This window comes from Paraburkholderia sp. GAS448, from assembly GCF_050435685.1.
Classification (GTDB): domain Bacteria; phylum Pseudomonadota; class Gammaproteobacteria; order Burkholderiales; family Burkholderiaceae; genus Paraburkholderia.
Genome location: NZ_JBNDKT010000011.1, coordinates 168,724 through 184,989 on the forward strand (window position 1 = coordinate 168,724; position 16,266 = coordinate 184,989).

Genomic DNA, 16,266 nt, shown 5'->3' on the forward strand with positions numbered 1-16,266 from the left:
GCGGTCATGACTCAAACTGTGCTGCTTGCCCTTGATACGTCGACCGAGTTCTGTTCGGTCGCACTTTTGTCCGCCGACGCGTCGCCGACGGATTCGACTGCTTCCGCGCCGCGCGTCTGGACGCGCCATGAGGCGACCGGTGCGGTGTCCAGCACGCGCCTTTTGCCCGCTATCCGCGAGCTCTTTGCCGAAGCTGGCCTGACGCTTGCCGACTGCGATGCGATTGCGTTCGGTGCGGGCCCCGGTTCGTTCACGGGCCTGCGCACTGCAACGGGCGTCGCGCAGGGGCTCGCATTCGGACTCGATGTGCCGGTTGTGCCGGTCGGCACGCTGCTCGCCTGCGCCGAGAGCGCGCGGCTGCGCGCTCCGTCGACGACCCGCGTGCTCGCCGCGCTCGACGCCCGCATGGACGAAGTCTACTGGGCCGACTACGCCTGGGATGTCGAACAGGGCGATTGGCGCGTGGTTCATCCGGCATCGCTCGATGCTCCCGACGGGCTCGTATTGCCCGATGTTCCGTTTACGCTCGCGGGCAACGCAGCCGCTGCGTTTGGTGCGCGGCTCGAGGCGGGCGCGCGCGCCCAGGTGATCGACGCAGAAGCGCTGCCGAATGCGCTGCCGGTCGCGATGGCCGGGCTTCGTGCGTTTCGTGCGGGCCGCACCGTGCCCGCCGATCAGGCCGCGCCGGAATACATCCGCGACAAGGTTGCACAAACCACCGCCGAGCGCATGGCTGCGAAGCGCGCGCACGCGGTTCGGCAGGCAGCCGGCGAGGGCGGGCGATGAGTGGCGTGTTACTGGCCGACCGCTACATGTCGCCCATGACAGAAAGCGATCTGGACGAGGTCGCGGCCATCGAGAAAATCGCCTACGAGTTTCCGTGGAGTCGCGGTAATTTCGGCGACTCGTTGCGCAACGGGTATTTCGGCGTGTGTCTGCGGCATGTCACCGGTACGCTGATCGGCTACTGCGTGTTGATGCCCGTCGTCGACGAAATGCATCTGCTGAATCTGTGCGTGGCGCCGCAAGCGCAGGGTGCGGGCGCGGGTCTCGCGTTGTTGCGCGAGGCGGTGCGCATTACGCGCGCCGAGAAGCTCGACGGACTCCTGCTCGAGGTGCGTCCGTCCAATCACCGCGCCATCCGGCTTTATGAGCAATTCGGTTTCTCGTCGATCGGTCGGCGCAAGAACTATTATCCGGCGCGGCATCGCGGCCGGGAGGATGCCATCGTGATGCGTTTTTCGTTTGCAAGGGAGGGCGCGGATGGCGCTGCATGAATCCGCTCTGGAAGAGCTCGGACTCTCGCCGCTCTGGGTGCGGCGCGGAATGGGGCAGCCGACGGCGGCCGCCACGGAAGCAGTGACGGCGGCAGCCGTGCCCGCCCGCCAGGAGGCCAGCATTTCGCAGGAAACCTCGCGCGAGCCATCGCGTCCGGCCATTGGGCGGCAGCCTGAGCCGGTAGCGGCTACGGAAACTGACGCTGCCGTACAACCGGTGATGCGGCAATCGACAGATCGCGGGGAGTCCGCGATACGCCTGCGCGACGAAACGGGGCCGCATGACATGCCGCGGCCAGCGGGCAAAACCGGTGCACCTGAGCAACCCGCAACGACGCCCGATCCCGACGATCTCGCATGGTTCGACGATCTCCCAACCGACGTCCCCGGGGGCGCGCCCGCAGCGGCGCGCGAAAACAGCGTCGACGCGAACGTACCGTCGATTGCAACCCTCGACTGGGACGCGTTGAGCGCGCGCGTCGCATCCTGCGAACGCTGCCGCCTGTGCGAGAAACGCACCAACACGGTATTTGGCGTGGGCGATCGCAACGCCGACTGGATGCTGATCGGAGAAGCGCCTGGCGAAAACGAAGATCGCCAGGGCGAGCCGTTTGTCGGTCAGGCGGGCAAGCTGCTCGACAACATGTTGCGCGCGCTGACGCTCGCGCGCGACACCAACGTCTATATCGCGAATGTCATCAAGTGTCGGCCGCCCGGCAACCGCAATCCGGAGCCCGACGAAGTCGCGCGCTGCGAGCCTTATCTGCAGCGGCAGGTGGCGCTCGTCAAGCCGAAGCTGATCGTCGCGCTCGGGCGCTTTGCCGCGCAAAGCCTGCTGAAGACGGACGCGAGCATCTCGTCGCTGCGTGGTCGCGTCCACGAGTACGAAGGCGTGCCGGTGATCGTCACGTACCACCCGGCGTATCTGCTGCGCAGTCTGCCCGACAAGGCGAAAGCCTGGGCCGATCTGTGTCTCGCGCGCGATACGTGGCGCAAGGCGGCTGGCGGGCCGGCCAGCTGATGAACGCCGCGCCTCTTCCGGTCGCGCCTGCCGTGGCACCCGCTGCGCGGTTCGACGCCCTGCGCGACGCGGTCGTGCGCGATCTGGCCTGGCTGCTGTTCAGCCCGGATCTGTTGCGTGCACAACCGCCTGTCGGAAGACTGGCGATTCCGTTCGAAACCACCGACGAAGAAGCCGCCGCCATCGACTGGCTGTTCGCACTCGACGCCGCGCCGGAGGCCTTGCATCGACACATCGCGGCGTCGCGCATCACGCGGCTTGGCCGCTACGCCGAATGCCTGCTGGGCTGGTTTCTGATGAATGGACCCGCGGCCCGGCTCGTGGCAGCCAACGTCGCGCTGCGGCGCGCGGGCGTGACGCTCGGCGAATGCGACTTTCTGGTGGAAACGGGAAGCGGGCGGCGCCTGCACTGGGAACTCGCGGTGAAGTGCTATCTGCACGCGGGCGACGGGCGTGCGCGGCTTGCGGACTACGTCGGTCCGAATCTGCAGGATCGCTTCGATCTGAAGCTGTCACATCTGCTCGATCATCAGTTGCCGCTCAGCGCGCGCGAAGAGTTTGCGACGCTCGGCCATCGCGGTCCGTGGGAACCGCAGATGTGCGTCAAGGGGTGGCTCTTTTACCGGACTGGCGAGGCGACGCAGGATCCGCCGGAAGTCGATCCGGCGCATGCGCGTGGCTGGTGGACGACGCGCGAGGACTGGCCGGCATTCGCCGACGGACATGCAGACGCATGGAAGGTGCTGCCGCGGCTCGAGTGGCTGGCGCCGCGGCGTTATGAAACGGGGGAGGTTACCCCGGAAACCGCGTTCGTCGACGCGGCCACGCTATTCGGCCGGCTCGAGCGGCAGACCGGCCCCACGATGGTCGCCGCGTTCGCACACGACGAGACCGGCCGCTGGCTGGAACGCTCGCGTGGCTTCATCGTTCCCGATGACTGGCCAGGGCGGGGGCAGGCGTTCGCGCGTCAGTGACCGATCGGAGGGCGACGCTTCGCGCGGTAGTGGTTGAACGGGCGCGGGCGCTTAGGACGCAACGGCTGAACCTGCACGCCGCCTCGCCTGCATATTGATCGCCAGCGTTACCACCAGCGATAAAAATGATGCACCGGGCCGACGCCGCTGCCGACATCGAGCCGGTCGCTTTCCTGCAGCGCACCCGTCAGATATTGCTTGGCGTCCGCGACCGCGCTCGCGAGATCGCCGCGTTGCGGAATCAGCGCGGCAATCGACGATGACAGCGTGCAGCCGGTCCCGTGCGTATTCTTGACCGGCACACGTGGGCCGCCGAGCCGCAGCGTGCCGCTGTCCTGAATCAGCCAGTCGGGACTGTCGACAGCGGAAAGATGACCGCCCTTCATCAGCACCGCGCGCGCGCCGAGCGCACGTAGCGCCTCGCCCTGGCGGATCATGCCGGCTTCATCGGTGACGGCTGTCTCACCGAGCAGCGCAGCCGCTTCCGGCAGGTTCGGCGTGAGCAGGTCAGCGAGCGGCAACAGTTCGTCGCGCACGGCGGCCACTGCATCGGGGGCGAGCAACGCGTGATTGCTCTTCGAAATCATCACGGTATCAAGGACGACGTATTTCGGCCGGTGACGTCGCAAGGCATCGGCGACTGCGCGCGCGATCTGCGCATTGGCGAGCATGCCGATCTTCACTGCGTCGATGCGGATGTCGTCGAACACGGCGTCGAGCTGTGCCGTGATGAAGGCCGGATCGGGCGTATGAATGGCTGTCACGCCGCGCGTGTTCTGGGCGGTCAGCGCCGTGATCACGCTTGCGCCATACGCGCCGAGTGCGGAAAACGCCTTGAGGTCGGCCTGAATCCCGGCGCCGCCGCCGGAATCGGAACCCGCGATCGTCAGGACGTTGGGAATCGGTTGAGTCATCGTAGAACGTGCGGGAAGCGTGAAAAAAGCATGCGCCGAGAACAGCCGTAGAACAGCCGTAGAACAGGGTTGGGCCGGACGCCCGAAGCGCGTGAGCGCCGTAACGCCGGACCCGCGTGTCAGGTCAGTGCTTGACTTCGCCTATCAGCGCGACCGAATCGAAGGCGCGCTGGTTGGCGAGGTGCCGCCGCATCACGAGCCACATCATCAGGCAGACGAAGGTGCCGAACAGCACGATCACCACCGATACCGGCACGTCGAGCCACACGAGTACCGCGTAGAGGCACAGCATGACGAGCACCGAGAGATTTTCGTTGAAGTTCTGCACGGCGATCGAGTGACCGGCCGAGAGCAGCACGTGTCCGCGATGCTGCAGCAGCGCATTCATCGGCACCACAAAAAAGCCCGACAGGCCGCCGACGATCATCAGGAACAGATAGGCAATCAGCAGATAGCCGGAGACGTGCATTCTGCCGAAATAGAGGCCCCAGTGCGACGGAAACAGGTCCTTCGTATAGAACGCCATCAGCATCACGGCGATGCCCATGATGATGCCGACCGGCAGCACCGACAGTGACTTCTTGAGCGGCACCTTCGCGGCGGCGATGACCGCGCCCGCCGCCACGCCGACCGCGACCACCGCCTGCAGGATCGCGCCTTCCGACAGCGACATGCCGAGCGACACTTCCGCCCACTTCAGCACGATGAACTGAAGCGTCGCGCCCGCACCCCAGAAGAGCGTCGTGACGGCGAGCGAGATCTGACCGAGCTTGTCGCGCCACAGAATCAGGAAGCAGTCGGCGAAATCGGTAATGAGCTTGATTGGGCCGCGTTCCTGTCGCGGATAGCGGGCGCCCGTATCGGGAATACGAAGGTTGAAGAGCGCGGCGATCACATAGAACACCACGATCACGAGCATCGCGGCTTCGGCGGGAGTGTTGATCGTGGGGATGTGGTGCCGGAGGATGGGGGCTGCGATGTGCGGGCTGATGAGTGCGCCGCCTAGAACGGTGCCCAGAATGATGGATCCGACCGTCGTGCCTTCGATCCACCCGTTCGCCGCGACGAGCCGGTCAGGTGGCAGCAGCTCCGTGAGAATGCCGTATTTCGCGGGAGAGTAGGCGGCGGCGCCAAATCCAACGATGCCGTAAGCAATGAGCGGGTGCGCTCCGATCAGCATCGTGATGCAGCCGACGACCTTGATCGTATTGGTCACAAACATCACCTGACCCTTCGGTCGGGAGTCGGCGAAGGCCCCTACGAAGGCAGCCAGAACGACGTACGACAGCACAAAAAACAGCTTGAGCAGCGGCGTCATCCAGTTCGGGGCGTGAAGATCTTTCAGCAGTGCAATAGCAGCAATCAGAAGCGCATTGTCGGCCAGCGAGGAAAAAAACTGCGCGGCCATGATGGTGTAAAAACCTTTTTTCATCTGATGCGATGCTGTCCTCGCTGCGGTCCGTCCGCCCCGGCCGTGTGGAGTGCGTCCGGGCTTATTCCGTTCGAAATGGGTTGTGCGCACGGCTTTATATCACGAAAATAGCTGTATTCAGACTAGCAGAATCCTTGATCGCACCGTCCAGCGGGCTCCAGAGCGCTGAAAACGCACTGTAAGCCGCTGATTCGCAAGCGTCTTTACGAAAACATCCCATGCCGCGCCCGCTCTCAGCCACCATTCATACCGCCGCTCTCGCCAATAATCTCGCCGTCGTCCGCCGCTACGCGCCGAAGTCCCGGATCTGGGCCGTCGTGAAGGCTAATGCGTATGGTCACGGGCTCGCGCGGGTGTTCCCGGGTTTGCGTGCAACCGACGGCTTCGGATTGCTCGACCTCGAAGAAGCCGTGAAGTTGCGTGAATTGGGCTGGGCCGGTCCAATATTGCTGCTGGAAGGCTTTTTCCGTCCGACCGATCTCGATGTCGTCGACCGTTACAGCCTGAGCACGGCAGTGCATTCGGACGAGCAGATGCGCATGCTGGAAATGGCGCGTCTGTCGAAGCCCGTCAATATCCAGTTGAAGATGAACAGCGGCATGAACCGTCTCGGCTATACGCCTGAGCGTTTTCGCGCCGCGTGGGAGCGGGCCCGTGCATGTCAGGGCGTCGGCCAGATCACGCTCATGACGCATTTCTCCGACGCCGACAGCGAGCGCGGCGTCGCGTACCAGATGGAAGCCTTCGAGCGCGGCGCAGAGGGGATTGCGGGCGCGCGCAGCCTGTCGAACTCGGCGGCGACGCTGTGGCATCCCGCTGCCCATTTCGACTGGGTGCGCCCGGGCATCATTCTTTATGGCGCATCGCCATCAGGTGTGACGGCGGACATCCAGGGAACCGGGCTGCAGCCGGCCATGACGCTTGCCTCCGAGCTGATCGCCGTGCAGACGCTCGCCGAGGGGCAAAGCGTCGGCTACGGTTCGACCTTTGCGGCCCGCGGACCGATGCGCATCGGCGTGGTGGCGTGCGGCTATGCCGACGGCTATCCCCGCGTCGCGCCGGAAGGTACGCCGGCGATCGTCGACGGTGTGCTGACCCGTCTGGTGGGCCGGGTATCGATGGACATGATCACCGTGGACCTGACCCCGTGCCCGACTGCCAACGTCGGCTCGCGCGTCGAGCTGTGGGGTGCGAACCTGCCGATCGACGACGTCGCCCGCTCGTGCGGAACGATCGGCTATGAATTGATGTGCGCCGTGGCGCAGCGCGTGCCCGTGCGTGCCGAATAACAGCGTCCCGCCGGACAACGATAAAAACAGTGCAGTAACGGGAAGGGCGCGTGGCTAAACAGAAGACGTTGTACACCTGCACCGAGTGCGGCGGGCAGGCGCCCAAGTGGCAAGGGCAGTGCCCCGCGTGTGGCGCGTGGAACACGCTCGTCGAAAGCATTGCGGAATCCCCCTCGGCACACCGGTTCCAGTCGCTCGCGAAAAGCGCTGCGGTGCAGCGGCTCGCGGACATCGACGCATCCGACGTGCCGCGCTTTTCGACCGGCGTGAGCGAGTTCGACCGGGTGCTGGGCGGGGGGCTGGTGGCGGGCGGTGTCGTGCTGATCGGCGGCGATCCGGGCATTGGCAAATCGACGTTGCTGTTGCAGTCGCTCGCGGAAATCGCCAGCGAGCGGCGTGCGCTCTATGTGAGCGGCGAAGAGTCCGCCGCACAGATTGCGTTGCGCGCGCAACGGCTTTCGCTGCTCGACCCGCAGTCGAAGGCGAGCGAACTCAAACTGCTCGCCGAGATCCAGCTGGAAAAGATTCAGGCAACGATCGAGGCCGAGCGTCCCGATGTCGCGGTCATCGATTCGATCCAGACGATCTATTCAGACGCGCTCACATCGGCGCCCGGTTCGGTCGCGCAGGTCAGGGAGTGCGCGGCCCAGTTGACGCGTGTGGCCAAGCAGTCAGGCACGGCGATCATCATGGTCGGCCACGTGACCAAAGAGGGCAACCTCGCCGGTCCTCGCGTGCTCGAGCACATCGTCGACACCGTGCTGTACTTCGAAGGCGACACGCACTCGTCGTTCCGGCTGGTGCGAGCCTTCAAGAACCGCTTTGGCGCGGTAAACGAACTCGGTGTGTTCGCAATGACTGAGCGCGGGCTGCGCGGCGTGGCGAATCCGTCGGCGCTGTTTCTGTCGCAGCATGAGCAGACGGTGCCGGGTTCGTGCGTGCTCGTGACGCAGGAGGGCTCGCGGCCGCTGCTCGTCGAAATCCAGGCGCTGGTGGATACAGCCCATGTGCCCAACCCACGGCGGCTTGCTGTCGGGCTCGAACAGAATCGTCTCGCGCTGCTGCTCGCGGTACTGCATCGGCACGCGGGCATCGCCTGTTTTGACCAGGATGTGTTTCTGAACGCGGTCGGCGGCGTGAAGATTACCGAGCCGGCCGCCGATCTTGCCGTGCTGCTCGCCATTCAGTCGTCGCTGCGCAACAAGCCGCTGCCAAAGGGACTGTTCGTGTTCGGAGAAGTCGGACTTGCCGGCGAGATCCGACCCTCGCCGCGCGGCCAGGAACGCCTGAAGGAGGCGGCCAAGCTCGGCTTTACGATCGCGGTGATTCCAAAGGCGAATGCGCCCAAACAGGCAATTGACGGTCTGCGCGTCATTGCTGTCGAGCGGATCGAGCAGGCTATCGATCAGGTCCGGGATCTCGACTGAGGGCGGTAGCTGAGGCCGGCTGGCGCCTCCCGCTGGGCCAGCGCGACGGGCAATCGGCGTGCCTTACGGCGTAATGTGTCGTAAATATCTCTACGCCGCCTGTAACCCGCAGGACACGCGTTTTCCCTATCCTGCCCGGGTTAGCAGTCCGTCAAGAGCGGAAAGGATGGCGTCTTGAAACAGTCTCATGAATCCGTGGCCGAGCGCCTCATGAATCTGCGCGGCTGTCGTGTGTCGGAGCCGATCCGCCAACCGTGGGGTGGCCGCGGTTGCCGCATTGTCGAATGGATCGACACGGCCGGGCAGATTTCGCGTCGGGTCGTCGCCGAAGATGTGACCGCCGATGAAGTGCGCGCCACTATCGAACGGCACGTCGAAGGGCGCAAGCACGTGCTCATCGACGACGAGTCCGCGCCCCGGCAGACCTTGCCGCGGCGTTGAAAGTGTCCGGCGGCCGGTGTAATGCGGGCCAGGTTGGCAACAAGTACCGTCCTGGGCGGTCATCTAGGGTGCAGCGTACGGGTCCAGATCATCCTGGTCGTCCGGTGACCCTGCGAACTCGGGGTTGAACAGCGGGTGCCGCGCTGCCTCGGCGGCTGTCAGCACCGGGGCGACGCAGCAGTCGAGCGGTTCCAGCAGCGCGAGCCAGTCGTCAAGCGTCTCACCAACAATCACGGCGGCCAGTTCCTGCGTCAGCGCGACGGCGTCCGGGCCACCGATCGCCTGTCCGAGGCTCCAGTGCCGGTCTGTCCAGTCTTCGCGGCCTAGCGCCGCGCACAACGTTTCCCAGAATTTGTGTTCCAGCGCGCCGATCGCAAGCCAGCGCCCATCGAGCGTGCGGTACAGGTTGTAGCAGGGCACGCCGCCATTCAGCAGACCGCCCCCGGCACGTGGCGCTGCCCCCTCGTTGGCGAGCGCGATCTGGGCGACGATATTGTTGGCGTACACGGCGTGTGTCATCGAGATGTCGATGAAGCGGCCGTTTCCTCCCCGCGCGACGTGCCAGAGCGCCGCGAGTATCTGCGTGACCGCCGAGAGGGCACCGCCCAGCAGGTCGGCGATCTGGAAATTAGGCATGATCGGCGTGCCGTCGCGCGCAACCAGCTGATCGAGGACGCCTGCATAGGCGACATAGTTCAGATCGTGTCCGGCGAAAGCCGCGTACGGTCCTTCAGACCCGTAACCTGTGATCGCGCAATAGACGAGCTTCGGATTTTCGACCCGCAACAGGTCATAGCCGACGCCAAGCCGTTCCATGACACCAGGCCGGAAGCTCTCGACCAGCACGTCCGCTTCACGCGCCAACGCACGTAGCACCGTGCGACCGGCTTCCGATTTCAGATCCAGCCGGGTCTCACGCTTGCCGCGGTTGACGAGCCGGTAGAACGCCCCCGGCCTGCCGGCGAGCCGGTCCGCCGGGCTTTGCATCATCGTGCGGGCGTGGTCCCCGACGCCCGGGGCCTCAATCTTCAGGACGTCGGCGCCCAGCTCGGCGAGCCGGAGTGTCGCAACCGGGCCGGGCAACAGACGCGTCAGGTCGAGCACGCGCAAGCCTTTCAATGCAGCAGGAGACGGCAAGGCCAACCTCTCATCGATGCCGGTGCGGCGCCCATGATGAGCGCCGCTAGCCGATTTGTTCGAGTTCCTCGTGTTTTTCGAGCCATTCGGCTTCGAGTGTTTCGAGGCGCGCGGTGACATCCGCCTGACGCCGGATGGTATCCGTCAGTTTCGCTTTCCAATCAGGCTCGTAACTGGCTGGATCGGCGACAAACGCGTCGAGCGTCGCTTTCTCCGCGTTCAGCGTATCCATCTCTTTTTCGATCTTCGTGATGCGCGACTGCAGCGGCTTCTTCAGATGAGCCAGCTTCTGCCGCGTTTCGGCTTCCAGACGGCGCTGCTCCTTCCTGTTTACGGCCGCATCGCCGGTGCCTTCAGTCGTGCCCGACGCGGACGCGGCTTTGGCCGCCGCGCGCTGGTCGGCGGCATGTTGCAGCAGCCAGTCGCGATAGTCGTCCAGATCGCCGTCGAACGGCTCCAGCCGGTGTTTCGCGACGAGCATGAACTGGTCAGTGGTGGCCCGCAGCAGGTGGCGATCGTGAGATACGAGGATCAGCGTGCCTTCGAACTGCGCCAGCGCCATCGTGAGCGCATGCCGCGTTTCGAGGTCGAGGTGATTCGTTGGTTCGTCGAGCAGCAGGAGGTTTGGCTTCTGCCAGATGATAAGCGCAAGGGCGAGACGGGCCTTTTCGCCGCCCGAGAACGGTGCGATTGCAGCCGTTGCCATGTCGCCTGAGAAATTGAAGCTGCCGAGGAAGTCGCGCAGTTCCTGCTCCCGCGTGTCGGGCGCGAGGCGGGCGAGATGCTGCAAGGGTGAGTCGTCCGGCCGAAGTGTTTCGAGCTGATGTTGCGCGAAATAGCCAATGCGCAGGCCTTTGCCTTCGCGCACGTGACCGCCGAGCGGGGCAAGCGTGCCGGCAAGGGTCTTGATCAGCGTCGACTTGCCCTGGCCGTTGGCGCCAAGCAGACCGATACGCTGCCCGTTCTGGATCGATAGCGTGACATGCCGGACGATCGGGATCTCGCCCCCTTCTTCTGACCGGTAGCCGCACAGCACGCCTTCCATCACCATCATCGGGTTCGGCGCGGAGTCTGGCGTGCGGAATTCGAACGTGAACGGCGAAGAGGCGTGCGCCGGCGCAATCAGCTCCATCCGCTCCAGCGCCTTCACCCGGCTCTGCGCCTGACGCGCCTTGGTGGCCTGGGCCTTGAAGCGGTTGATGTAGCTTTGCAGATGCTCGACGGTTTTCTGCTGCTTTTCATACGCGCTTTGTTGCAGCGCAATCTGTTGGGCACGCAGGATTTCGAACTGCGAGTAGTTGCCGCCGTAGCGCTTGATTTGCTGGTTCTCGAGGTGCAATGTGACATTGCAGACTGAATCGAGGAACTCGCGGTCGTGCGAGATCACGATCAGCGTGCCCGGATAGCGGTGCAGCCATTCTTCGAGCCACACGATCGCGTCGAGGTCCAGGTGGTTCGTCGGTTCGTCGAGCAGCAGAAGGTCGGAGCGGCACATCAGCGCCTGGGCCAGATTCAGGCGCATACGCCAGCCGCCGGAAAAACTGCTGACCGGCTCGCGCGTCTGTTCGAGCGTGAAGCCGAGGCCGAGCAGCAATGCTTCCGCCCGTGCCGGCGCGGTGTACCCGTCGGCGTCGGCGAAGGCGGCGTGCGCTTCGCCTTCGGCCGCACCATCGTGTGCAGCGGACGCGGCGGCGATGCGCGCTTCGATCGCGCGCAACGCAGTATCGCCGTCGAGCGTGTAGGCGAGGGCGGTCTTGTCGGCAGCGGGCGTTTCCTGGGCGACGTGTGCGATCTGCCACGTCGGCGGCATCGAGAAATCGCCGGCGTCAGCGTGCAGTTCGCCAAGCAGGACGGCGAACAGGGTTGACTTGCCCGCGCCGTTCGCACCCACCAGCCCGGCTTTTTCGCCAGGGTTGAGCGTGAACGTGGTTTGTTCGAAGAGCGGTTTGGTGCCGCGCGCGAGGCTGAATTGATTGAAGCGGATCACAAGATGGCCGGCCGGGAAAAAACGCTATTTTAGACTGTGCCGCGTGATGCAGGCATCGGCCGTTCGGCCGGCTGTCGCCGGGCGGCTTTTCGCTTAGACTGGGCGCTTTCCGCTGGAGGGCACATGACATCGATTTACACGTTTTCCGCTACCACGCTGGGCGGTGAGCCAATCGGGCTGGAGCGGTATCAGGGCAAGGTGCTGCTGATCGTCAATACCGCGAGCGAATGCGGTTTCACGCCGCAGTATGCCGGCCTGCAGAAACTGCATGAGCAGTACGCTGCTCGTGGGCTCGAGGTGCTGGGGTTTCCGTGCAATCAGTTCGGCAAACAGGAGCCGGGCGATGCCGCGCAGATCGGCAGTTTCTGCGAAAAGAACTACGGCGTTACGTTTCAGATGTTCGACAAGATCGACGTCAATGGGGCAAACGCGCATCCTCTCTACCAGTACCTGACAGGCGAAGCGCCGGGATTGCTCGGGCTCGAGGCGATCAAGTGGAATTTCACCAAATTCCTCATTGGCCGCGATGGCGCCGTCATCAAGCGATACGCGCCGCTCACCAAACCTGAAGCCATCGTCGCGGATATCGAGAAGGCGCTATAGGCGTTGTGTTCTGGCGTTGCCACGTTGGCGTGCTTTCGCGCAGGGTGACGGATTGAACGCCGGCGACGCAATCCTGGCGGAAATCCAAAGGCGCTCAAAGCACAGGCGAGAACAGTCGGGCCACGTGCATCGCCACCCTTCGCCAGGCGGGGGCCTTTCTGTATTCGTCCCGGTTGATTTCGAACGCCTCCTGGAAATCCTTCACAAGCATCGCTTCGACTTCGGCGGCGAACTTGCGGTCGACGGTCAGCACCATGATCTCGAAGTTCAGGCGGAACGACCGGTTATCCAGATTCGCGCTGCCAACCGCTGCCGCAATGCTGTCGATCAGCACCACTTTCTCGTGCAGAAAGCCCGGCCGGTAGCGAAAGATCCGCACACCGGCGCGCACGGCATCGTAGGCATACAGCTTCGACGCCTCGAATACGACAATGTGATCGCGCCTGCTCGGGATCAGGATCCGTACGTCCACGCCGCGCATCGCGGCGAGCCGCAGCGCGGAGGACACGGCTTCGTCGGGGATGAGATACGGTGTCGTGATCCAGATGCGCTCCTGCGCGGCATTGATCGCTTCGACGAAAAACAGCGAGCAGGTGTCCACCTTGTCGGCCGGCCCGCTGGGGATGACGAGGCAATGCATGCCTTCGTCCGTCGATACGTACGACGGCGCTTCGAACGGCGGCAACTGCTGCGTGGCCCAGTACCAGTCTTCGGTGAAGACGAACTGGATGCTTGCCACCGCGGGGCCCCGCACCTCGATGTGCGTGTCGCGCCATGGCGAGAGCGGCGGATGCCCGCCCAGATACTCGACGCCGACGTTATGACCACCCACAAACGCTCGTTCGCCGTCCACCACGACGATTTTCCGGTGATTGCGGAAATTGAGCTGGAAACGGTTGACGAACTTCCGGTTGGTCGCGAACGGGTGCACGTCGACGCCCCCCGCACGCAGGGCCGCCGTGTAGCGGTGCGGCAGGTCGAAACTGCCGATGCTGTCATACAGGAAGAAGATGCGCACGCCCTGCGCGGCTTTCGCCAGCAGCGCGTCCTTGAGCATTTCACCGAGCGCGTCGGCCTTCACGATAAAGAACTGCACGATCACGTACTTCTGCGCGGCGTCGATCGCCTCAAGGATCGATGCGAACGTGGCTTCTCCATTGACCAGTGTGCGAACCGTATTGCCCGAGAGAAAAGGCATACCGCCCAGCAGCGTCAGCGAGCGGATCACGCGATGACCCAGTTCTTCGGTAGGGTGACCGCTCGACGATGCGCATGTATCCCACTCAGTCGGATGCGAGAGTGTGCGCAGCGATTCGTTCTCGATCCGGCGCGCGTCCGCGTAGCCCGCGAACTTGCTGCGGCCAAGGAACAGATACGGCACGAGCGTCAGATAGGGCATCGCGACGAGCGATACCGCCCATGCGATCGCGCCTTGCGACGTGCGGGTGTTCAGGATGGCGTGGCAGGCCGCGATCGTGCCCAGCACGTGAGCGAGCGCGACCAGTGTCCCCAGATGAAGCAGGTCGAATTGCATAAGCGTCCGAAATATTCCCGCCGACGCCTCCCTGTGGAAGCGCCGCAGGCAGTCTTCTTATCTTACCGAACCTGATGCTCGACCTGTCGGGTGCGTCGCGCCCGAACTGCGACGTCGTCGCGCCGCGCAGCGCGGCGCGACCGTCCCGAAGACGGCATGTGACGAACGGGCCAGATCTCAGCCTGGCAGATCGGCGGCCTGGATCAGGAACACGTTGTCGTCGCCGGCGCTCGTCGACAGCCAGACGAGGTCGAGGCCCCCGAATGCCGCTTCGACGTTTGCCCGCTCGTTGCCGATTTCGACGACCAGCACGCCCTCGTCGGTCAGCCAGTTTCGGGCTTCACCGATGATGCGGCGCACGATGTCCATGCCGTCCGCGCCGCCCGCAAGCGCCATCTCAGGTTCGTGACGGTATTCCGCGGGCAGGGACTTCATCGATTCCGCGTTGACGTACGGCGGATTCGCGATGATCACGTCATAGCGGCGCTCGGCCAAAGGCGCGAACAGATCGCCTTCGAAGAGTGCGATGCGCTCGTCGAGCGAATACTCGGCGACGTTTTTCGCGGCGACTTCGAGCGCGGGCGCGGACAGGTCGACCGCATCGATATCAGCATTCGGAAACGCATGCGCCGCGAGGATCGCGAGCGAGGCCGAGCCAGTGCACAGTTCCAGCACCGCGCTGACCTGCTCAGGATCCTCGACATACGGCTGCAGGCCATCCTGCAACAGCTCGCCGATGAACGAGCGCGGCACGATGACCCGCTCGTCGACATGAAAGCGGAAGCCATGCATCCACGCTTCCTGGGTGATGTACGCGGCAGGCACGCGATCGGTGGCGCGACGCTCGATCACGCGCAAAATCGCGTCGACTTCGGTAGCGGTCAGCTTCGCGTCGAGAAACGGATCGAGCAGATCGAGCGGCAGATGCAGCGAATGGAGGATCAGATAGGCGGCTTCGTCGTAGGCGTTCGATGAGCCATGGCCGAACGACAGTTCCGCCTGATTGAAGCGCGTGACCGCGAAACGCAGCAGGTCGCGGACGGTGGAAAACGGGAGCGTCATCGCAGAGTGTCCTTGGTCAGGCGATCAGTTGTTCGAGTACACGGCGGTACACATTCTTGAGCGGTTCGATGAACGCTACTTCGATGTGCTCGTCGATCTTGTGGATGCTGCCGTTCGGCGGCCCGAACTCGACCACCTGTTCACAGATGCGTGCGATGAAACGGCCGTCGGAGGTTCCGCCCGTGGTCGACAGTTCGGTCTTGACGCCGGTTTCGTCCCAGATCGCCTTTTCGACGGCGTTCGACAGGTTGCCGCGCGGCGTGAGGAAGGGCAGGCCGCTGACCGACCATTTCAGGTCGTATTCCAGATCGTGTTTATCGAGAATCCCATGCACGCGGCGCTGCAATCCTTCGACGGTGCTCGCGGTCGAGAAACGGAAATTGAACAGCACCTCGGCGTGGCCAGGTATCACGTTGCTCGCGCCGGTGCCGCTGTGGAGATTCGACACCTGCCAGGTGGTCGGCGGGAAATACTCGTTGCCGTCGTCCCAGCGTTCGGCGACGAGTTCAGCCAGCGCCGGCGCCAGCAGATGCACCGGATTTTTCGCAAGGTGCGGGTAGGCGATATGCCCCTGCACGCCCTTGACTGTCAGCTTGCCCGACATCGAGCCGCGCCGGCCGTTCTTGACCATATCGCCGAGCGTCTGACTTGACGTCGGCTCGCCGACGACGCAGTAGTCCATTTTCTCGCCACGCGCCTCCAGTGCTTCGACGACCTTGATCGTGCCGTCGGTGGCGGGGCCTTCTTCGTCGCTCGTGATCAGAAACGCGATCGAGCCGCGATGTTCGGGATGCGCCGCGACGAACTCCTCGCTCGCGACCACGAAGCCCGCAATCGATGTTTTCATGTCCGCGGCACCGCGGCCGTAGAGCTTGCCGTCGCGATGGGTCGGCTTGAACGGCGCCGACGTCCATTGTTCGAGCGGACCGGTCGGCACGACGTCGGTGTGGCCGGCGAACGCAAGCAGCTTGCCGTTCGTGCCGTCGGTGCCGCGTTTCACGGCCCACAGGTTCGTCACGCCCTGCGATTCGATCGTCTCGCAAACGAAGCCGATCGCGGACAGGCGCTCGATCAGCAGGTTCTGGCAATGCTGGTCGTCGGGCGTAACGGACGCGCGTGCGATCAGCTGTTCAGTAAGGGCAAGAGTGCCGGACATGGATACTTTGCA

The 16,266-nt window shown here is 64.2% G+C and carries 15 protein-coding genes; 8 read left to right on the plus strand and 7 right to left on the minus strand.

What is annotated here, in order from left to right; all coding sequences use genetic code 11:
• Positions 1 to 6: 6 nt before the first annotated feature.
• Genes tsaB through P3T23_RS21330 form a run of 4 tightly spaced genes read left to right on the plus strand, consistent with a single transcriptional unit; the run spans position 7 to position 3,272 of the window.
• A complete protein-coding gene (gene tsaB / locus P3T23_RS21315; protein ID WP_429318105.1) occupies positions 7 to 786 on the plus strand; it encodes a tRNA (adenosine(37)-N6)-threonylcarbamoyltransferase complex dimerization subunit type 1 TsaB in 780 nt (259 codons plus the stop codon).
• Positions 783 to 1,277: a ribosomal protein S18-alanine N-acetyltransferase gene (gene rimI / locus P3T23_RS21320; protein WP_133662831.1), complete on the plus strand. Its 495-nt coding sequence runs from the start codon at positions 783 to 785 to the stop codon at positions 1,275 to 1,277. The genes tsaB and rimI overlap by 4 nt, the downstream gene beginning before the upstream one ends.
• On the plus strand, positions 1,264 to 2,298 hold the full coding sequence (locus P3T23_RS21325) for a uracil-DNA glycosylase family protein (RefSeq protein ID WP_429318106.1): 1,035 nt from the start codon (positions 1,264 to 1,266) through the stop codon (positions 2,296 to 2,298). The genes rimI and P3T23_RS21325 overlap by 14 nt, the downstream gene beginning before the upstream one ends.
• The gene (locus tag P3T23_RS21330) at positions 2,298 to 3,272 is read left to right on the plus strand and encodes a DUF1853 family protein (RefSeq protein ID WP_429318107.1); all 975 of its coding nucleotides are present in this window, start codon (positions 2,298 to 2,300) and stop codon (positions 3,270 to 3,272) included. The genes P3T23_RS21325 and P3T23_RS21330 overlap by 1 nt, the downstream gene beginning before the upstream one ends.
• Positions 3,273 to 3,379: 107 nt before the next feature.
• Here P3T23_RS21330 and thiD read toward each other — a convergent pair whose 3' ends face one another.
• Together thiD and lplT are read right to left on the minus strand one after the other, a co-directional pair.
• The gene (gene thiD, locus P3T23_RS21335; protein ID WP_429318108.1) at positions 3,380 to 4,186 is read right to left on the minus strand and encodes a bifunctional hydroxymethylpyrimidine kinase/phosphomethylpyrimidine kinase; all 807 of its coding nucleotides are present in this window, start codon (positions 4,184 to 4,186) and stop codon (positions 3,380 to 3,382) included.
• 124 nt (positions 4,187 to 4,310) lie between these two features.
• Complete coding sequence (gene lplT / locus P3T23_RS21340; protein WP_429318109.1) at positions 4,311 to 5,618, minus strand: lysophospholipid transporter LplT; 1,308 nt, start codon at positions 5,616 to 5,618, stop codon at positions 4,311 to 4,313.
• A 218-nt stretch (positions 5,619 to 5,836) separates the two neighbouring features.
• Between lplT and alr the strand changes: the two genes are divergently transcribed.
• From alr to P3T23_RS21355, 3 genes are all read left to right on the plus strand, one after another.
• The gene (alr, locus tag P3T23_RS21345) at positions 5,837 to 6,907 is read left to right on the plus strand and encodes an alanine racemase (RefSeq protein WP_429318110.1); all 1,071 of its coding nucleotides are present in this window, start codon (positions 5,837 to 5,839) and stop codon (positions 6,905 to 6,907) included.
• Between the two features lie 50 nt (positions 6,908 to 6,957).
• Positions 6,958 to 8,334 carry a DNA repair protein RadA gene (gene radA / locus P3T23_RS21350; protein ID WP_429318111.1) on the plus strand — a complete coding sequence of 459 codons (1,377 nt, stop codon included), beginning with the start codon at positions 6,958 to 6,960 and terminating at the stop codon, positions 8,332 to 8,334.
• 174 nt (positions 8,335 to 8,508) lie between these two features.
• The gene (locus tag P3T23_RS21355) at positions 8,509 to 8,775 is read left to right on the plus strand and encodes a DUF2866 domain-containing protein (RefSeq protein ID WP_133662838.1); all 267 of its coding nucleotides are present in this window, start codon (positions 8,509 to 8,511) and stop codon (positions 8,773 to 8,775) included.
• A gap of 63 nt (positions 8,776 to 8,838) precedes the next feature.
• Here the strand turns inward: P3T23_RS21355 and P3T23_RS21360 are convergent, their stop codons facing one another.
• Together P3T23_RS21360 and P3T23_RS21365 are read right to left on the minus strand one after the other, a co-directional pair.
• A complete protein-coding gene (locus P3T23_RS21360; protein WP_429318112.1) occupies positions 8,839 to 9,912 on the minus strand; it encodes a CaiB/BaiF CoA transferase family protein in 1,074 nt (357 codons plus the stop codon).
• A gap of 46 nt (positions 9,913 to 9,958) precedes the next feature.
• Positions 9,959 to 11,899 carry an ATP-binding cassette domain-containing protein gene (locus tag P3T23_RS21365; protein WP_429318113.1) on the minus strand — a complete coding sequence of 647 codons (1,941 nt, stop codon included), beginning with the start codon at positions 11,897 to 11,899 and terminating at the stop codon, positions 9,959 to 9,961.
• A gap of 123 nt (positions 11,900 to 12,022) precedes the next feature.
• Here P3T23_RS21365 and P3T23_RS21370 point away from each other — a divergent pair, with 123 nt between their 5' ends.
• A complete protein-coding gene (locus P3T23_RS21370) occupies positions 12,023 to 12,502 on the plus strand; it encodes a glutathione peroxidase (protein WP_429318114.1) in 480 nt (159 codons plus the stop codon).
• Between the two features lie 94 nt (positions 12,503 to 12,596).
• On the opposite strand, the gene cls is transcribed toward P3T23_RS21370, so the two are convergent.
• The 3 genes from cls to dapE form a co-directional block, all read right to left on the minus strand.
• Positions 12,597 to 14,036: a cardiolipin synthase gene (cls, locus tag P3T23_RS21375; RefSeq protein ID WP_429318115.1), complete on the minus strand. Its 1,440-nt coding sequence runs from the start codon at positions 14,034 to 14,036 to the stop codon at positions 12,597 to 12,599.
• Between the two features lie 177 nt (positions 14,037 to 14,213).
• On the minus strand, positions 14,214 to 15,098 hold the full coding sequence (prmB, locus tag P3T23_RS21380) for a 50S ribosomal protein L3 N(5)-glutamine methyltransferase (RefSeq protein ID WP_429318116.1): 885 nt from the start codon (positions 15,096 to 15,098) through the stop codon (positions 14,214 to 14,216).
• Positions 15,099 to 15,114: 16 nt separating this feature from the next.
• Positions 15,115 to 16,254, minus strand: a complete 1,140-nt coding sequence (gene dapE / locus P3T23_RS21385; RefSeq protein WP_429318117.1) for a succinyl-diaminopimelate desuccinylase — start codon at positions 16,252 to 16,254, stop codon at positions 15,115 to 15,117.
• Positions 16,255 to 16,266: the final 12 nt, after the last annotated feature.